This window comes from Ensifer sp. D2-11, assembly GCF_054161295.1.
The window spans coordinates 1,266,653-1,283,349 of record NZ_CP096434.1 but is presented as its reverse complement, the minus strand read 5'-3'; the positions used below and the strand labels follow the sequence as shown (position 1 = coordinate 1,283,349).

The following is a 16,697-nucleotide window of genomic DNA, read 5'->3' as shown; positions in this document are numbered from 1 at the left end:
AGTTTCCGCTTGGCGGCAACCTGGCGCGCACCCTGAAAGCCCAACTGTGACGATCCGCGCAGGCACTCACCGCCTTCCCGGGCATGAGGTTGCGGCGAGCGCCAGGCGGCCGGTCTATCGGCACCTTGCGATGATGATTGTGCCGTCGGGCTGTCTGTATCTGCAGTTGCCACGGTTGTAAGACGGGGTCGTTGCAGTCCCGACCGCGGCCCCAACCAGGGCTCCGCCAGCCGCACCGGCGACGGTGCTCGTTGTGTTCCCTCCAATCAACTGGCCCGCCACCGCGCCTGTTCCGGCGCCTATCAGAGCTCCGCCCAGGCCGCGTTGGTTCTGTTCGGTGGCGCACCCACCGGCAATCGCGGCCACAGCCGCAAGCGTGAGTATTGTCCTTCGGGCCATGGCATTTCTCCTTTTGTGAGAGCGGCCAATCTCTGCAAGATCGGGCCTAGTGATCAGGCGATTTGGGGCAGGGCTACAGTCGCTCCGGGCCAGGAACCGCCGATCTTGATTAATAGTCCACCGCATCGCGAATAATTGGGCAGGTCATGCAATGGCCACCGCCGCGTCCGCGACCGAGTTCGGCGCCCGTGATGGTGATCACTTCAACGCCCGCTTTGCGTAGAAGCGTATTGGTGTAGGTGTTCCTGTCGTAGGCCAGCACCACGCCGGGGGAGAGGCAGACGAGATTTGCACCGCTATCCCACTGCGTGCGTTCGCGCACATAGGCGTTCCCGCCGGTCTCGACCACGCGCATCTCCTTGAGGCCCAGGGCGTCCCGCACCGTTTCGACAAACGAGCCACGATCCTTGTGGAGCTCGAGGGAGCCCGGTTTCTCACCGGGTCTGTAGGAGAATGCCTCGATTTCGTTGACAATGTCGGGGTAGACAAGCACGCAGTCGCGGTCGGCGAAGGTGAAGACCGTGTCCAGGTGCATGGCCGCACGTAATTTTGGCATTGCGGCGACGATCACGCGCTGCGCAGCGCCCTTTTCGAACAGGGTTGCGGCGAGCTGGCTGATTGCTTGCCGCGACGTTCGCTCGCTCATGCCGATCAACACGTTGCCTTTGCCGATCGGCATGACGTCGCCGCCCTCTAGTGTGGCGAGCCCCCAGTCCCTGGTCGGGTCGCCCCACCAGACATTGACCTTGCCGGCAAAATCCGGGTGGAACTTGTAGATGGCGGCGGCGAGGATGGTCTCCTCGTGGCGCGCCGGCCAATAAAGCGGGTTGAGCGTCACCCCGCCGTAAATCCAGCAGGTGGTATCACGCGTATAGAGCGTGTTGGGCAGCGGCGGCAGGAGATACTCTGCGACCCCAGCAGCGTCCCGGATCAGTTCCAACATTTCGCCGCCGTGCGTCTCGGGAAATTCATGGGTCGACAGTCCGCCTATCAGGGTCTCCGCAAGCTCACGGTCGGGCAGCCCTTCGAGGTAGCTGCGGATCTCGTCTACGAGCTCAAGCCCGACCTGGTTAGGCACGACCTGGTTATCGAGAATCCACTCCCTGGCTTCGGGAATTGCCACGGTCTGGGCCAGCAGGTTGTGCATCTCAACAACCTCGACGCCGCGGTCTCGCATCTTGGTCATGAAGTCGAAATGATCGCGCCGGGCATTGTCGACCCAGAGGACGTCGTCAAACAGGAGGGCGTCACAATTGCTCGGCGTGAGCCGTTGATGAGCACGCCCCGGCGCGCAGACCATGACCTTGCGTAACTGGCCAACCTCGGAATGTACGCCGAAAGTGTGCTGGGTCGAGCTTCCAGAAGACATGGCACATCTCCTTTTTCAGATCGTCAGGTAGCCGGTGGACAATCCAATGATCGCGGCGATGCAGCCGATGACTGCAGTCGCGAAAATCAGCCAGTCGATGGATGTGTTGAAAACCCGCTTGCCCCGCTCGCGCCTGGCCCAGAAATAGAGGATCGTGCCAGGGGCATACAGAAGAGCCGACAGGAGGACGAATTTGATGCCGCCGGCGACAATCATGAAAAATGTGTAGGCGGCGGCGATGCTGGCGATGATCAGGTCGCGGGTGCGTTCACGCGGCCGGGCCTCGTAAGTCTCGGCGCGATGAGCCAGCATGAACCCGAAGGCAGCCACGAACATGTAGGGGATCAGCGACATTGCGCTCGTCAAGTTCAGCATCAGCGCGAACGCGTCCTGCGACCAGTAGGTGCTGATGACGAACAGTTGGACGACGATGTTGGTAAGCCATAGCGCGGCTGCGGGCACCTTGTTTTGATTCTCGGTGCCGAAAAGCCGGGGCATGTCGTCCGTGCGAGCGGCCACGTAGAGCACTTCCGCGCACACCAACGACCATGCGAGATAGGCGCCAAGCACCGAGACGATCACCCCGATGCTGATGAAAACCGCACCCCAGGGGCCGACGACGGCAGCAAGCACTCCGGCCATCGAAGGCTGGCTCATGGCGGCGATCTCGGGGCGCGTCAGGGCTGCATAGGGCAGCAGCGTGACCAGCACCATCAGCGCGCTGACGCCGATGAAGCCCATGATCGTGGCCGTTCCGATATCGGAGCGCGCCTGCGCATAGCGCGAATAGTTGCTCGCGCCTTCGATGCCGATGAAGACGAAGACCGTCGCCAGCATTGTCGCCTGGATTTGTTGGAGGAGGCTTGCCTCCGGCATCCCCTCGCCACCCCAGAAGTTGAGCCGGAACAGGTCGAGCTTGAAGAAGAAGAACAGGATGATGATGAAGGCAATAATCGGGATGACCTTCGCGACGGTCACGACGGTGTTGACAAAGGCCGCCTGCTGAATGCCTCTCAAGATCATGAAGTGGAAGAGCCAGATGCCGATCGAAGCGACGAGAATAGCGACGACAGTATTGCCGTTGCCGAAGATCGGAAAAAAATTGCCAAGCGTGGACTTGATCAGCACCCAATATGACACGTTGCCGATGCAACTGCCGATCCAGTAGCCGAAGGCGGATAGGAAGCCTGGATAGTCGCCGAACCCTTCTTTGGCATAGGCGAAAACGCCGGCGTCAAGATCGGGTTTGCGTTCCGCCAGCGATTGGAAGACGCGCGCCAGCATGTACATACCGCCGCCCGCAATGCACCAGGCGATGATTGCGCCGAACGGCCCTGTTGCGACGCCGAATGTCCGCGGGAGCGAGAAGATGCCCGCGCCGACCATTGAACCGACGACCATGCCAGTCAGAGCAAACAGGGAAAGCTTCTGCGCCATCGCTCTACTTCCGGATTCGCCAATGGAAAAAGCGTCTGCGGAGGTGCGGACGCGCGAACAACTCTGGAGATCGCTTGTTTAGCCAGTGAAATTACGGATATCGCAAGCCGGCGTGGGATATTGAAGCTGCTATCGGCTTCTGGCGCCACTTCTGTAGCATACTTGGATTAATCACAATGTTAACGTGTAATACTCAAAATTGCAAGAGCGAATCGATTTGCTGACGAAAAGCCTGCGCAAGGACGTGTCAGCTACAGCGCCTTTCATACCGGTAAGGGACACTAACGTTTTGCATTACTGTATTTTTTCTCAAGTCGACTCCGGTTCAAGGAAACATGCAGGAGGGCCAGCGTAGTGTCTCTAAGCGAAAGATCGGCGAGGCCTGGATCGCCCCGATTTGTGAAAACTATATAGTGATGGAGCCGGTCACGAGACCGTAGATGCCGAAAAGGCATCCGGCCACTGCAGCGATGAAGACGAGCCATTCACGAGGGCTGAAGAGCGGCTTCTTCTGTTCGCGTCTTGCGTAGAAGAACAGGGCCGTTCCAAGCGCGTAGAGAATGGCGGAAAGCAGCAGGAACTTCAGGCCTCCGGCATAAATCATAAAGGCCGTGTAGACCGTGGCGGCGCCCGCCAAGATCAGATCGCGGAACCGTTCCTTCGGTCTGATGTTGTACGTCTCCCCGCGCTTGGCGACAAGAAAGCCATAGGCTGCCACTAGCAGGTATGGAATCAGCACCATTGCGCTCGTCAGGTTTACCATCAAGCGAAACGCGTCTTCCGAGAACAGGGTGCTAATGAGGAAGAGCTGGATCACTCCATTGCTCAGCCAAAGAGCCGCAGCCGGAACGTTGTTGCTGTTCTCCCTGGCGAGTACGCTCGGCATGTCTCCGTTTTTGGCGGCGCAGAAGAGCACTTCGATGCAGATCAGCGACCATGCCAGATACGCTCCGAGCACGGATACGATCAAACCGGCACTGACAAAGACGGAGCCCCATGGCCCGACGACGGATTCCAGAACGGAAGCCATCGAGGGTTGCCGCATGCCCGCGATTTCGGGTCGTTCGAGGGCCCCGTAGGGCAGCAGCGTTACCAACACCATCAGTCCCAGCACGGCTACGAAGCCCAGTGTGGTGGCCACGCCCACATCGGTACGTTTGCGCGCGTAGCGCGAATAGACGCTCGCGCCTTCTACGCCGATGAACACGAAAACGGTGACCAGCATGGTCGCACGTATCTGCTCGAAAAGGCTCGCCTCGGGCATGTCAGCGCCGCCCCAAAAATTGCTGCGAAAGAGGTCGGTCTCGAACGCGCCGAGCAGGAGACTATGAAGATCAGGATGGGGACGATCTTTGCCACGGTGACGACAGTATTGATGGCCGCTGCCTCTTTGATCCCTCGCAAGATCATGAAGTGGAAGCCCCACAGCGCGACCGAGGAGACAAGCACAGCGGCGATCGTGTTGCCGTCTCCGAAAATCGGGAAGAAGGCCCCGAGGGTGGCCTTGATCAACACCCAGTACGAAACATCGGCAATGCAGCCGACCAGCCAGTAGCCGAGAGCCGAAAGGAAGCCGGCATAGTCGCCGAAGCCGGCGCTCGCATACGCGTAGACGCCTGCATCGAGATCCGACTTGCGTTCCGCGAGCACCCGGAACACGTGAGCCAGAGCGAAGATCCCCGCCCCTGCGATGCACCAGGCCACGATCGCTCCGAACGGACCAGTCGCATCGCCAAAGGTGCGCGGCAGCGAAAATATGCCCGCTCCCACCATGGAGCCCACGACGAGCGCGGACAGCGAAGCGAGCGAAAGTTTCTGAGCAGTGCTGGTCACGCGGCCTCCGATTGCGCACGGTTGCCTGATTGAACGAAAAGCACTTACTGATGAGCCGCCCCTAGGTGGTAGGGCCGAAAGGTTGTACCTTTTGCTTCAAAACTTCAAGCTGTAAAATCCCAGGGGACCAGACCAGAGCTAGTTGTGTTAATTTGCGTGTCGCCAGCGCCCGGGAACTGTGGGTGAACGGTATTCCACCGCTTTGGGTAGCCGTCGAGCTGCCGCTGTCAGGGAGAGCGTTCGAACGGGAAGCGCCCCCTCCTAATGAGAGTGCCCCGGACCCGCTGCAGAAAGGCAGCAAGGCCAATGATCTCGTTTTTCTTAGGCATCCGCTACATCATGATCCTCGCGTCCATCGGAGTCCTGGGCGGTGCGCTGCTGATGTTTCTTGAAGGCGCGCTTCTTTTGCGCAACGCCTTCACCTTCGTCAGAACAGAGCCGGAGCTTTCGGTGACCGCTGCCGTATTGCGTGCGACGGACAAGTTTCTTTTCGGCATCGTGCTCACCATTTTCGGCTATGCGATCACGTTCGGTTTCGTCATCGACGTCTCGGACGAAGTCCGTAAGAGGGTGCCGCGATGGATGATCCTCAACACCGTCGCGGAAATGAAGATCCTCTTCATCGAGGTGATCATCCTTTATCTCGTCGTTCATTTCGCGACCGTCGTGGCAGAGACCGAGGGGATGCTGGACTGGAACGGCCTCGTGCTGCCGGGCGCGGCACTTCTCCTGGCGGCGGCGATGAAGCTTGTTGCAAGTTCGACGCACGATTTGGGTCCGAAATAGAAGCAGTGCCGAAAACGCGTTAGTGCCAGCTGGCGAGCGGCTCATTTTTCTTGAAGCAAGCTGGCTTTGCGCGTATAACTTGCTATTCTTAATGCCATACACTTCTGGCGTTGCGGCGTCCGCCGTGCAACCGTGAACGTGCCTACCTCTCGTAAGCTGCTCCCAGCGGGTTACCGATTGAGGCCACACTAGATGAAGCGATCGTGCTTCCGGCGTGCCGCAGGTCTCGACAGGCGCCCCCAAGGGCTCTTCTTTTATCGCAAGGCCGCGACAGGCGGCCTGATAGCTTGGCTCTCCAAAGGAGGCTTGGATCGGAAACGCGAAGCGGGGTCTTCGATGTTCAAAACGGCATTTCGATCTGTGGATTTCGTTCTAGGGGTAAGCGGTCTCCTGCTCTGCTCGATTGGAGACGGTGTCGCGCAGACCGCGCCCGTCGTCGGCGTGATGACCGTTCAAGTCGAGGATGTATCTCCTGCCCATGAATTCGTTGGCCGTGTCGAAGCCCTCAACGCCGTGGATATCCGAGCCAGGGTCGAAGGTTTCCTGGAGAGGCGGGTTTTCGCCGAGGGCCAGAACGTCGAGAAAGGTCAAGATCTCTTCACCCTTGAGCGAACGACTTACGAGCTTGCGCTCGAGGATGCACAAGCGGCCCTGGTCAGCGCCCAGACCAATTTCGACAATGCCGAACGGCAGTTCCAGCGAAACCAGACGCTAAGCCAGCGCACAGTCTCGCAGGCCCTGCTCGAGGAGAGCCAGACGGCGCGCGACACTGCCCGGGCAAACGTCCTGTCGGCACAGACAAGGGTCAATCAGGCCGAGCTCAATCTCGGCTACACCTACATCAAGGCTCCGATCGGCGGTCGGATCGGCCGCGCTGCCTACTCTGTGGGGAGTCTTGTCAGCCCTTCGTCGGAGCCGTTGGCCCGAGTGGTTCAGACGGATCCCATCCGAGTGGTCTTCTCGGTCAGCGATCGCACTGTCCTCGACCTTCGCACGACCGCCGGAGGGGCAGGCAAGGACGAGCTGGCAAAAGGCTATGTCCTCAAGCTGCGCCTGTCGAATGGTGAGCCTTACCAGCAGTCAGGGAACGTCGAATTCTTCGAAAACGAGATCGACGTGCAGACCGGGACGCTTCCGATCCGAGCTCTGTTCGCCAATGCGCAATCGCTCCTCATGCCGGGGCAGTTCGTCACGGTGATTGTCGAGCCGGCGGAGCGGGAAGAACGCCCGGTGGTGCCGGTCGGGTCCGTGGAGCAGGACCGCGAGGGCCGCTTCGTGCTCGTTGTCGACGGCGAGAGCCGTGCCGCTGTGCGGCGCATTCGCGCCTCCGTGCAGGTCGGGCAGAATTGGGTGGTCGAGGAGGGCCTGCAGGGCGGTGAGAAGCTGATCGTTGAGGGCCTCCAGCGCGTCTCTCCGGGAGCAGTCGTCGAGGCTCAGAGCGTAGCGGCCGGCGACGCCGCAACGGATACTGCCGCGCCGGCGCCAGGATCGTCGAGCCAATGAATCTGTCGGCGCACTTTATCGACCGCCCGCGTCTTGCCATGGTGATCGCCGTCGTGATGGCGATCGCCGGTGCGCTCGCACTCTTCCAGATTCCGATTGCGCAGTTCCCGCAGATCACGCCGCCCGAGGTGCAGGTCACCGCCAGTTATCCGGGGGCCAATGCGAGCGTCTTGGAGGAGAGCGGAGCTCCGATCGAAGACCAGGTTAACGGGGTCGAGGACATGCTTTACATGTCGTCCTCAAGCACCAACAACGGGACCTACTCGCTGACTGTGACCTTCGCCGTCGGTACCGATCCGGCACTGGCGCAAGTGAACGTGCAGAACCGTGTCGCGCTCGCGACGCCCCGGCTACCCGCTTCCGTGACCCAGACGGGGGTCTCCGTGAGAGCGCGCTCGTCCAGCATGTTGATGGGCGTTGCGATCTATTCCCCCGAGGGAACGCGCGACGAGATATTCATCAGCAACTATGCCGCCAACAATATCCGTGATGCGATCGCCCGCGTGGCCGGCGTCGGGGAGGCCGGTATCTTTGGTCCGTCCTACAGCATGCGCATCTGGATGAACCCGGACCGGATGCAGGCCCTAGGCCTCACCGCCGCGGATCTGACGAGCGCCATCCAGGCCCAGAATGCGCAGGCCTCTGCCGGCCAATTGGGGTCTCCGCCTGCAACATCGGGCCAACAGTTGCAGCTCACAATCATGGCCCAGGGGCGTCTCGCGACCGAGGAGGACTTTTCGAATATCATCGTTCGCACCAATACGGATGGTGCCTTAGTCCGCCTCCGCGATGTCGCGCGCGTGGAACTCGGCGCCCAATCCTACGACACGGCGTCAACTTTCAACGGTCAACCGAGCGCGACGGTCGTCGTCTACCAGAGCGCCGACGCCAATGCGCTTACCGTGTCGCGGGCAGTGCTCTCCGAACTCGATCGGCTTTCGCGGCAGTTTCCCGAGGACATGGCCTATGCGATCGTCTTCGACACAACTGCCTTCATCACCGAAACGATCAAGGAGATCGCTATCACGCTTGCGATCACCTTTGCGCTGGTGGTCGCGGTCACCTACTTCTTTTTGCAAGACTGGCGGGCGACCGTTATACCGACAGTGACGATCCCGGTGTCCCTGATTGGCGGGTTTGCCGTCCTTTATCTGCTAGACTACTCGGCCAATACCATTACGCTCTTCGCCGTCATCCTCGCCATCAGCCTGGTCGTCGACGACGCGATCATCGTCGTCGAGAACGTAAAGCGCCTGATGGCCGAAGAGCGGCTGAATGTGCACGACGCGACCCGCCGTACGATGAGCCAAGTCACGGGCCCGATCGTGGCGACCACTCTGGTCCTGCGGCCCTCTTCGTGCCGATCGCATTCGTGGCTGGAATCACCGGGCAGCTCTACCGTCAATTCGCCGTGACCATCCTGATCACGATTACCTTCTCGACCATCAATGCACTGACGCTCAGCCCGGCTCTGTGCGTCCTCATGCTCAGGCCACCGCGCGAGCAGCGGTCCCGGATCTTTGGGACATTCAACCGGGGCCTCGACTTCTCGCGCAATTGGTACCTCGCGTTGCTCGACCGCATGTCCCGGCGGCTCTGGATTGCTTCGGTAATTCTTCTGGCGATCTTTGGCGGGGTCTATGGATTGTTCCGCGCGCTTCCGACCGGATTCGTGCCGAGCGAGGATCAGGGATACCTTTTTATCAATGTGCAATTGCCCAATGCCGCTTCGCTCGAGCGGACACAGCAGGCGCTGGATACCGTTTCGAGGATCTTGCAACGGACACCAGGCGTTGCGAATTCTGTCGGCATCGCCGGCAGTAGCATGGTGGGCGGCGGCGGCTCGAACGCCGGAATGGTGATCACAGCGCTGAAACCCTGGGACGAACGCAGGAGCGCCGAGGAGAGCATCGACGCGATCATGAACCGTCTCCGCGCCGAGTTCGGCCGGATACCCACCGCCTCCGTCGTGCCGTTCAACCCACCGGCCATACCGGGCCTTGGCACGACCGGCGGCTTCGACCTCAGGCTTCAGGCGCGTAGCGGCCAGAGCCAACAGGAAGTTGCCGAAGTCATGCGCGGCCTGATCGTCAAGGCTAACCAGACCCCAGGACTTGCCAGCGTCTTCAGCACCTTCTCGGCGGACGTCCCGCAGGTCTTTCTCAATGTCGACCGCCGCCGGGCCGAGCTCCTCGGGGTTTCAACCGCGACGATCTTCAACGCTATGCAGTCCCATCTCGGCTCGTCCTATGTCGATGATTTCAACATCTTCTCGCGCGTGTACCAGGTGCGGATCCAGGATGAGCCACAGTTCCGCAGCCGCATCGAGGACATTCAGCGCCTGCGGGTGCGCAGCCGGAACGGAGAGCTCGTGCCGCTCCAATCACTGCTCGACATCTCCACCAGTTACGGGCCGAACGCGATCAATCGATACAACCTGTTCCCTTCGGCCTCGATCAACGGCCAGGCCGCGACGGGAACGAGTACCGGCCAGGCCCTCGCCACCATGGCGTCGCTCGCGGAGCAAAATCTCCCCGACGGCTTCGGATTCGAGTGGACGGGATTGGCGCTGCAGGAAGAGCAGGCCGGAAACCAGACCGCCCTCATTCTCCTCATGGGCCTCATCTTCACCTATCTCTTTCTCGTGGGGCAATACGAAAGCTGGAGTGTTCCTCTCGCGGTGATGCTGTCCGTCTCTGTCGCCGTGCTCGGCGCTCTCGTGGGTCTGATGCTCGCCTCGATCGACATCAACATATACGCCCAAATCGGTCTGGTTCTACTGATCGGACTCGCCGCGAAGAACGCAATCCTCATCGTCGAGTTCGCCAAGGAACGGCGCGATGAAGGGATGGCGACACCTGAACCCGCCGCGGCGGGGACAGCTCAACGTTTTCGCCCCGTACTTATGACCGCAATGGCATCCATCCTCGGCGTCATCCCCCTCGTGATTGCCACCGGGGCAGGCGCCGGCAGCCGCCGCGCCATTGGCATGACCGTGTTCGGCGGACTGCTGGTCGGTACCGTCGTCGGGCTTCTTCTGATCCCCGTGCTCTATGTCCTGGTCCAGACCGTGCGGGAGCAGGCCAAGGAACGATTTTTCCGCACCCGCGCAGGACGCAAGGCGTGATACAGCAAGCTTCCCCCCAGCGGATGGCGTTGCAATACACTCGGTTCAAGGGGGAGCGTTACCCAAGGCCAACTCCACTGGATCAAGGAGTGCTATTCGTGCGTGCAGTACCTCCTCGAGGCAAAAAATTCCGCTTCCGCAAGGGTAGGCAGTCATCATAGCCGTGACTCCCTTGGCTGCAGAAGTTTAGATCGGACACTGGTCAGGAAACTATAGAACGCTCATGTCGGTACTTTGAATCTGCATATTCGACCCAGCCGCTTTTGTCTGTCTCTGTTTAGCCGGGAAAGCCGCTGAGCAATCGGTTGCATTCGGCGACAAGTTTATCGCTTGGCATGCGGCCATCCGCATCGCGCGAATACTCCGGCTTCAAGCGGTCAAGGAAGAACATTTCGAGCCTGCGCCCGTGCTTAGTCTCGATAGTCCCTCGGGCCTCCAGTTCAAATAGCGTCCTGACATGCCCGGCAACGGTTTCCGAAACATTGATCCGTCCGGGAGCGCCATTCTCCTCCATGAGCGCGGCCGTGTTCACCGCATCGCCCCAGATATCGAAGGTGAACTTCCGCCGGCCGACGACGCCCGATATGACTGGCCCAGTATGAATTCCGACACGCAACTCCAGTGCCGGCAACCGCATCTTCTCGCGTTGTGCCTTCATGCGGGCCGTGACAGCGTGAATCTCCAGCGCCGCGAGGCAGGTGTCGATTGGGTGCCGGCGATTGGCCGTAGGCACACCGGCAACGGCCATGTAGGCATCCCCGATCGTCTTGATCTTTTCCAGCCCATGCCGTGTCACAATCTCGTCAAAAGCCGTGAAATATTGGTCCAAGAGCCCGATGAGCGCGGCGGGCTCCATGCGTTCGGCCAGTAGGGTAAAGCCCTTGAAATCCGCAAATAGGATCGTCGCCGATGCCTCGTATTTCGGCTGCACGTTGCCGCTCTTCTTAAGCTCGTCGGCAATTGATATTGGAAGGATATTGATGAGCAGCTCTTCGGTACGTGCCTTCTCCGCCACCAAGTCACCATGCGCGTGATCCAGCTCTTTCAATGCTTGGTCGAACTCGATAAGTCTGCGTCGCAGCTCCAATTGGGTCAGCACCTGACGCGAAAGGCGGCGTAGTGCCTCAGCCTGTTCAAAGGTCAGCTGACGCGCCACGAAATCCATCACACAGAGTGTCCCCAACGCATAACCCGCTTCGGTTACAAGCGGGATGCCACAATAGAACTTGAAGTGCGGTTCGCCCGTAACAAAGGGGATCTGATTGAAGCGCGAATCCATGAGCAGATCGGGCGCAACGACCATTTCCGTGCCGCAAACAGTCGTTGTGCAGAAGGCGATTTCGCGCGGACACTGGTTAAAGTTCGGAGGAAGGCCGTACTTGGCCTTTAGCCAGAGACGGTCGTCGTCCATCAAACTGACATAGGCTACGGGGCACTGGCAAATCTGCGCGGCCAGTTCGCCAATGTCGTCGTAAGCGACCTCCGGCGCGGAATCGAGAATATTGAGCGCTCGAACCGCAACAAGCCGCTCCGCTTCATTCGCGGGCGTTGAATATGCCATTGCAGCCCCTCGCTCAGAATTCTGTTCAGCCTTGCCCCTGTGCGTGCATACATAGTCACATGGCGAGGATATCACATTCCCGGATGGAGGCTAGCGAACCATGCCAGACCCCGGCGAATGGCCGCTCACGACACTCTTGCAGGCTCCTGACAGCGCTTTGCTGGCGGAAGCTGCTCGCCTATCTCTTCTTGACAGAACTAGGACAAACGTCCTAGTTCTCCTGTGTCAAACATGAGCGCCGCCACAAATGCCAGCACATTCAACCCGTGACCTGATTGTCGAGGAGGCGGATGCCCTCTTTTACGAGAGCGGATTCGAAGCCACGTCCTTTGCCGAAATCGCCAAAGCCTTGGGCATCTCGCGCGGGAACTTCTATCATCACTTTAAGACCAAGGACGACATACTGGATGCCGTGATTGCCCGCCGAATGGAGCGGACACGCGCGATGCTCGACGGCTGGCAGGCGGACGGCGAAGGTCCGCGCGAGCGCATCCTGTCCTTCATTCATATGCTGATCGCCAACCGAGCCCAGATTATGGACTTCGGCTGCCCAGTCGGAACGCTTTGCTCAGACTCGCCAAGCTCGACCACACCGCGCAGGGCCGCGCGACCGAAATCTTCGGTCTCTACCGCGACTGGCTCGCCGAACAGATCCGTGAGCTTGGCGCCGCTGATCGGGCAGAAACGCTGGCGCTGCATCTTCTAGCCCAGTCGCAGGGGGTGGCGGTGATGGCGACCGCCTTCAAGGACGAGGCCTTCATCCGCAACGAGGTAGCCGGGATCGAACAGTGGCTAGCGTCCCTGCCGGACGTCTCGCAACCTACATGACAAAGGAGCACCGATGTTCGTCACTTTTCTAAGATTTGCAGAGAACCGCAACGCCGCGTCCGAATTCATGGCGGCGCACAACGAATGGATCGGGCGAGGATTCGCCGATGGCGTGTTCCTCTGCGTCGGCTCGCTCCAGGCCGCTGCTGGCGGCGCGATACTCGCTCATGGGGAAAGTCGTAATGCGCACGATGCGCGCATCGCCGCCGACCCCTTCGTCGTGGAGGGGGTCGTGACAGCCGAAACGTACGAAGTTGACCCGAAGCGCACGGCTCCCGTCCTCGACTTCCTGAAGTCGGCAGCATGAGCGGACCGTTTCCGGCCTGAACATAGATCGACTCGGAGCCGATGATGCGCATGCTGGTCATCGGCTGCAGCATGGATATCCGGTCGACGCGCCCGCTCTGTAAGGGAGTCCTTGTTGCGCCAGACTGGTTACGTTCCTCGCCGCGCCCAGCTCAGCTTCGGATTATGCTCCGGCCGCTTATCTTGCTGACGCAGCCGGAGACACGAGCCAGTGGTCCAGCGACAGCCTCCCCGCGCCCCAGGTCATCACACCAAGCGCCATCGCCGCCCAAGTCAGATGAATGGGCCAGCCATCCGGAACGGTGAGCTGGATGACGATGGTCATTGCGAGGAGCCCAAGCGCGACAAGGCGTGTCGCCAAGCCCAACGCCAAAAAGATTGGCAACAGAACTTCGGCGGAGGCAACCACGAAGGCAGTCGCCGCCGGTGCCGGGAAAGGATAGGGGCCTCCCGGCAGGTGAAGCTGGAATTCCGACGTGAACAAAAGAACGGCAACGTCGTTGAGCTCAAGAAAGCCATCCCATTTGCCCAGGCCGGAGCGCCAGAAGGGCACCGCAAGGGCCAAGCGCAAGGCGAGTTGGGCGAGCGATGCCGGGGCGATGGCGGCGATCATGCCATCGATCTTGGCCGCCCAACCTCTCACTTTCCGGTTCCCGTGTCTGAGGAAGATTCGTACCGAGCTCACCTTTTCACCCTCCGTGGCGGATGGCCGCAAAAGCGCCGGCCTCCAACATCGCCCTGATGGCGGCCGCGAGATCGAAGTTCGGGCAGCAAGCCTGCCCCGCAACCGCGGCACGTCCGAATGGTTCGCCTTCAAGGAGACTGCCGATGAAGATGTCGACCGCCGGCGGAAGAGCGCGGACCTCCACCTCGAGGGACGGCCGCGTAATCAACGCGGTTTCCGGCGCACTAGCCTCGACGCGCCCGACTGGACCATCGCCGCGATTTGCCGAGAACACTGTCACCGCTGGATAGGCGGAGCGGACGACGCCGGTCGCCGGGTGCGGTTCGAAAATCAGGTCGGCGAGTTCAGCGGGCTTTGTCGTCGCTAGCACCTGCGGCAGCAGGACGTCTACGTCTGCCGCATGATAGGCGTCGAGCCAGGCCCGCTCGATCCGTGCGATGTCGGCCAGCCACGGCATCGGCCTGGCATATGCGTAGCGTTCTATGAAATCGGGAAAATTCCGGCCGTATTCGAAGAGGAGCGGCGATTTCGGTGGCATCTCGCGGATATGGAACCGGGCCATGGCCCGGAAGAATGCTTCGCCGGTGATGCGCCTCGTCGCTGGGAAGGTGGCAGCGAGCGCCTTGATGAGGCTTACCGTCACATTGTTGCGGTAGACATTGAAGCGCGTGTCGGCTGCCTTGCTGTGCGGGCCCGTAAGGAGCGTCGGGGTTGGACGAGCGGGATCGAGTAGCCCGGCCACGAACTGGGCGGGATAGTCGAGGTCGTCGGCCGACTCGAGTAAACAGTCCCTAACCTCGCGCATGCAACGTCTCCTGCCGGAGGCCGGCAGCATGGCGGTCCATGAGCATTTGGGCCGCCTGCGCCTCACGCTTCAATACTGGCCAGTCCGGTATCGCGCTATCCCATTCGATCAACGTCGGAATCGGGCCATGTAGGGCGATCACCACGTCGAAGAGCTTCCACACCGCGTCGGCTACCGGCCCGTCGTGGCTGTCGATCAGCAGGAGATCGCCTTCGTCATCCTGCTGCTCCGTATGGCCGGCGAGGTGAATTTCGCCGACATGGGCCATGGGGAAGTCGGACAGATAGTCTAGGGCGGAAAAGCCATGATTGGTGGCCGAGACGAAGACATTGTTGATGTCGAGCAACAGACCGCATCCCGTGCGTCTCACCAGTCCCCGCATGAATGCCGTTTCGCTCATCGTCGATTCTTTGAAGAGCAGGTAGCTGGAGGGATTTTCGAGTAAGAGCGGCCGTCCGATCACCTCCTGTACCTCGTCGATGTGCTCTGCGACCCGCTGCAAGCTTGCCTCTGTATAGGGCAGGGGCAAAAGATCGTTGTAGTAGGTTGTGTCGTGCGTCGACCACGCCAGATGTTCCGAGACGAGAGCCGGCTCGTATCGCCTGACGAGGGCAGCGAAGCGGCCGAGATGGCCCTTGTCCAATGGCTGCGGCCCACCGATCGACATGCACACGCCGTGAAGCGAGACTGGATAGTCCTCGCGTATTTTCGTGAGTGCGGCATGCGGCGGGCCGCCTGCTCCCATGTAGTTTTCCGCATGAACTTCGAAAAAGCCGCCAGTCCGCTCGTCCTCAGCGAGGATGGCCGGCAGATGCTGGTGCTTAAAGCTGGTGCCAGCCAGTCCATCGACCGGATGCGCCGGAAAGCGAGGAATTCCCAGCTGAGCGCGATCCGCGTGAATTGCCAGTTCCGTCACTGTCGCCTCCACTTTCCGGCTCATCGTTGCGATTAAGACGGCAGGTCGCGCGTCAGCGGTTCAGGCGAGCCATTGCGATCACCCGGCAGCTCCATTGTCGTGCAGGTGCCGCCATCGACGAATTTCCAGGCATTGCCCTGGTAGTCGACAGTCGACGTGGCCTGACAGGTCGTGCCCGGGCCGGCAGCGCAATCATTCTGGCCCTTCAGCGCGACGCCGTAGCACTTCTCCTTGCCTGCATCCATCGCAGCCTTGACCTCGGCTTGCGAAAGCGGCGCGGCGCTTGCGAGCGACGACAGCGCGGTCGCCACAGCGCCGGCAAGCAAGGCCGTATTGATCGAACTTCTGGTAGACATGATTCTTCTCTCCATCGTTGCTGCATGCACCTTCGCTTCGGCGCACAGTCCGTCATTCGCAGCCACCGGGAGCGATGTTACATTTGGCGGTTACACGCTTTCGTGAGTGCCGCGCCATTTGAATTTGCGTCGAATTTTGGAAGACTAAGAAGACGAATATTTCCGCTCCCACGGCCCACCTGCGGCAAAACATTTGCCGCCCGGGCATGTAACAAGTAGCGAAACTCGGCGAATTGGGAGGAAGTGCAGGTGAACGGCGCGGATGACGGCGATCTCGCCCGGCTCCTTCGCACGGCGCTCGGTGGCGACGAGAAGGCCTACAGCGATTTCCTGCAAAATGCGGCTGCCCTTGTTCGCATCTGGGCGCGCCGGAGAGTGGCGTCTGTAGGCCTCGATCCCGAGGACATCGTCCAGGAGACACTGCTGGCGGTCCATTTAAAGCGCCATACCTGGCGGACCGACGGACCCGTGAAGCCTTGGCTCTTTGCAATCGCGAGGCACAAGCTCATCGATGCCTTGCGACGACATGGCCACCATGCTCGCGTGCAACTCAGTGACGTTGAGGGCATTCTCGCGACAGAAGAGGCGGAAACCGCCAGGGACTGGGAGATTGGCCGCGCGCTCGAGGTGCTGACGCCCGGCCAACGCTCGGTAGTAACGGCTATATCGGTCGAGGGACGCACGATCGCCGAGGCTGCAAGAAGCCTCGACATGAATGAAACCGCAGTTCGCGTCGCGCTCCACCGCGGCCTTGCTGCCATCGCCCGGCGATTTGGACGGAAATGA

Annotated in this window: 12 protein-coding genes and 3 pseudogenes; 6 read left to right on the top strand and 9 right to left on the bottom strand. The window is 60.5% G+C overall.

All coding sequences use genetic code 11. The annotated features are described in order from the left end of the window. Positions 1–114: 114 nt before the first annotated feature. The 4 genes and pseudogenes from M1D34_RS23120 to M1D34_RS23105 form a co-directional block, all read right to left on the bottom strand. On the bottom strand, positions 115–399 hold the full coding sequence (locus M1D34_RS23120; RefSeq protein ID WP_498782339.1) for a YMGG-like glycine zipper-containing protein: 285 nt from the start codon (positions 397–399) through the stop codon (positions 115–117). Positions 400–508: 109 nt separating this feature from the next. Then, positions 509–1,768: an arginine deiminase gene (arcA, locus tag M1D34_RS23115; RefSeq protein ID WP_498782337.1), complete on the bottom strand. Its 1,260-nt coding sequence runs from the start codon at positions 1,766–1,768 to the stop codon at positions 509–511. Between the two features lie 15 nt (positions 1,769–1,783). Next, positions 1,784–3,205 (bottom strand): basic amino acid/polyamine antiporter, encoded by a 1,422-nt coding sequence (locus M1D34_RS23110; RefSeq protein ID WP_498782335.1) that lies wholly within the window; start codon positions 3,203–3,205, stop codon positions 1,784–1,786. A 406-nt stretch (positions 3,206–3,611) separates the two neighbouring features. Beyond that, a pseudogene (locus tag M1D34_RS23105) lies at positions 3,612–5,038 on the bottom strand (basic amino acid/polyamine antiporter). Between the two features lie 306 nt (positions 5,039–5,344). On the opposite strand from M1D34_RS23105, the gene M1D34_RS23100 reads away from it, so the two are divergent. From M1D34_RS23100 to M1D34_RS23090, 3 genes and pseudogenes are all read left to right on the top strand, one after another. Then, positions 5,345–5,824 (top strand): YqhA family protein, encoded by a 480-nt coding sequence (locus tag M1D34_RS23100; RefSeq protein ID WP_003530434.1) that lies wholly within the window; start codon positions 5,345–5,347, stop codon positions 5,822–5,824. A gap of 336 nt (positions 5,825–6,160) precedes the next feature. Continuing rightward, the gene (locus M1D34_RS23095) at positions 6,161–7,327 is read left to right on the top strand and encodes an efflux RND transporter periplasmic adaptor subunit (RefSeq protein WP_498782333.1); all 1,167 of its coding nucleotides are present in this window, start codon (positions 6,161–6,163) and stop codon (positions 7,325–7,327) included. Continuing rightward, positions 7,324–10,454 (top strand): annotated as a pseudogene (locus M1D34_RS23090) (efflux RND transporter permease subunit). The gene M1D34_RS23095 and the pseudogene M1D34_RS23090 overlap by 4 nt, the downstream one beginning before the upstream one ends. Positions 10,455–10,731: 277 nt before the next feature. On the opposite strand, the gene M1D34_RS23085 reads toward M1D34_RS23090, so the two are convergent. Continuing rightward, on the bottom strand, positions 10,732–12,015 hold the full coding sequence (locus tag M1D34_RS23085; RefSeq protein WP_498782331.1) for an adenylate/guanylate cyclase domain-containing protein: 1,284 nt from the start codon (positions 12,013–12,015) through the stop codon (positions 10,732–10,734). A gap of 247 nt (positions 12,016–12,262) precedes the next feature. Here M1D34_RS23085 and M1D34_RS23080 point away from each other — a divergent pair. Next, positions 12,263–12,843, top strand: a pseudogene (locus M1D34_RS23080) (TetR/AcrR family transcriptional regulator). 13 nt (positions 12,844–12,856) lie between these two features. Next, positions 12,857–13,150, top strand: a complete 294-nt coding sequence (locus M1D34_RS23075) for a YciI family protein (RefSeq protein ID WP_498782329.1) — start codon at positions 12,857–12,859, stop codon at positions 13,148–13,150. Positions 13,151–13,327: 177 nt separating this feature from the next. Here M1D34_RS23075 and M1D34_RS23070 read toward each other — a convergent pair whose 3' ends face one another. From M1D34_RS23070 to M1D34_RS23055, 4 genes are read right to left on the bottom strand one after another with little or no spacing between them, the layout of a single operon-like run. Continuing rightward, positions 13,328–13,864 (bottom strand): DoxX family protein, encoded by a 537-nt coding sequence (locus M1D34_RS23070; protein WP_498782327.1) that lies wholly within the window; start codon positions 13,862–13,864, stop codon positions 13,328–13,330. Beyond that, the gene (locus tag M1D34_RS23065) at positions 13,839–14,639 is read right to left on the bottom strand and encodes an HvfC/BufC family peptide modification chaperone (protein WP_498782325.1); all 801 of its coding nucleotides are present in this window, start codon (positions 14,637–14,639) and stop codon (positions 13,839–13,841) included. Before M1D34_RS23065 ends, M1D34_RS23070 begins: the two co-directional genes overlap by 26 nt. After that, on the bottom strand, positions 14,626–15,555 hold the full coding sequence (gene bufB / locus M1D34_RS23060) for an MNIO family bufferin maturase (RefSeq protein ID WP_498782323.1): 930 nt from the start codon (positions 15,553–15,555) through the stop codon (positions 14,626–14,628). Before bufB ends, M1D34_RS23065 begins: the two co-directional genes overlap by 14 nt. 32 nt (positions 15,556–15,587) lie before the next feature. Continuing rightward, a complete protein-coding gene (locus tag M1D34_RS23055) occupies positions 15,588–15,911 on the bottom strand; it encodes a BufA1 family periplasmic bufferin-type metallophore (protein ID WP_498782321.1) in 324 nt (107 codons plus the stop codon). A 249-nt stretch (positions 15,912–16,160) separates the two neighbouring features. Here M1D34_RS23055 and M1D34_RS23050 point away from each other — a divergent pair, with 249 nt between their 5' ends. After that, positions 16,161–16,697 carry a sigma-70 family RNA polymerase sigma factor gene (locus tag M1D34_RS23050; protein ID WP_498782319.1) on the top strand — a complete coding sequence of 179 codons (537 nt, stop codon included), beginning with the start codon at positions 16,161–16,163 and terminating at the stop codon, positions 16,695–16,697.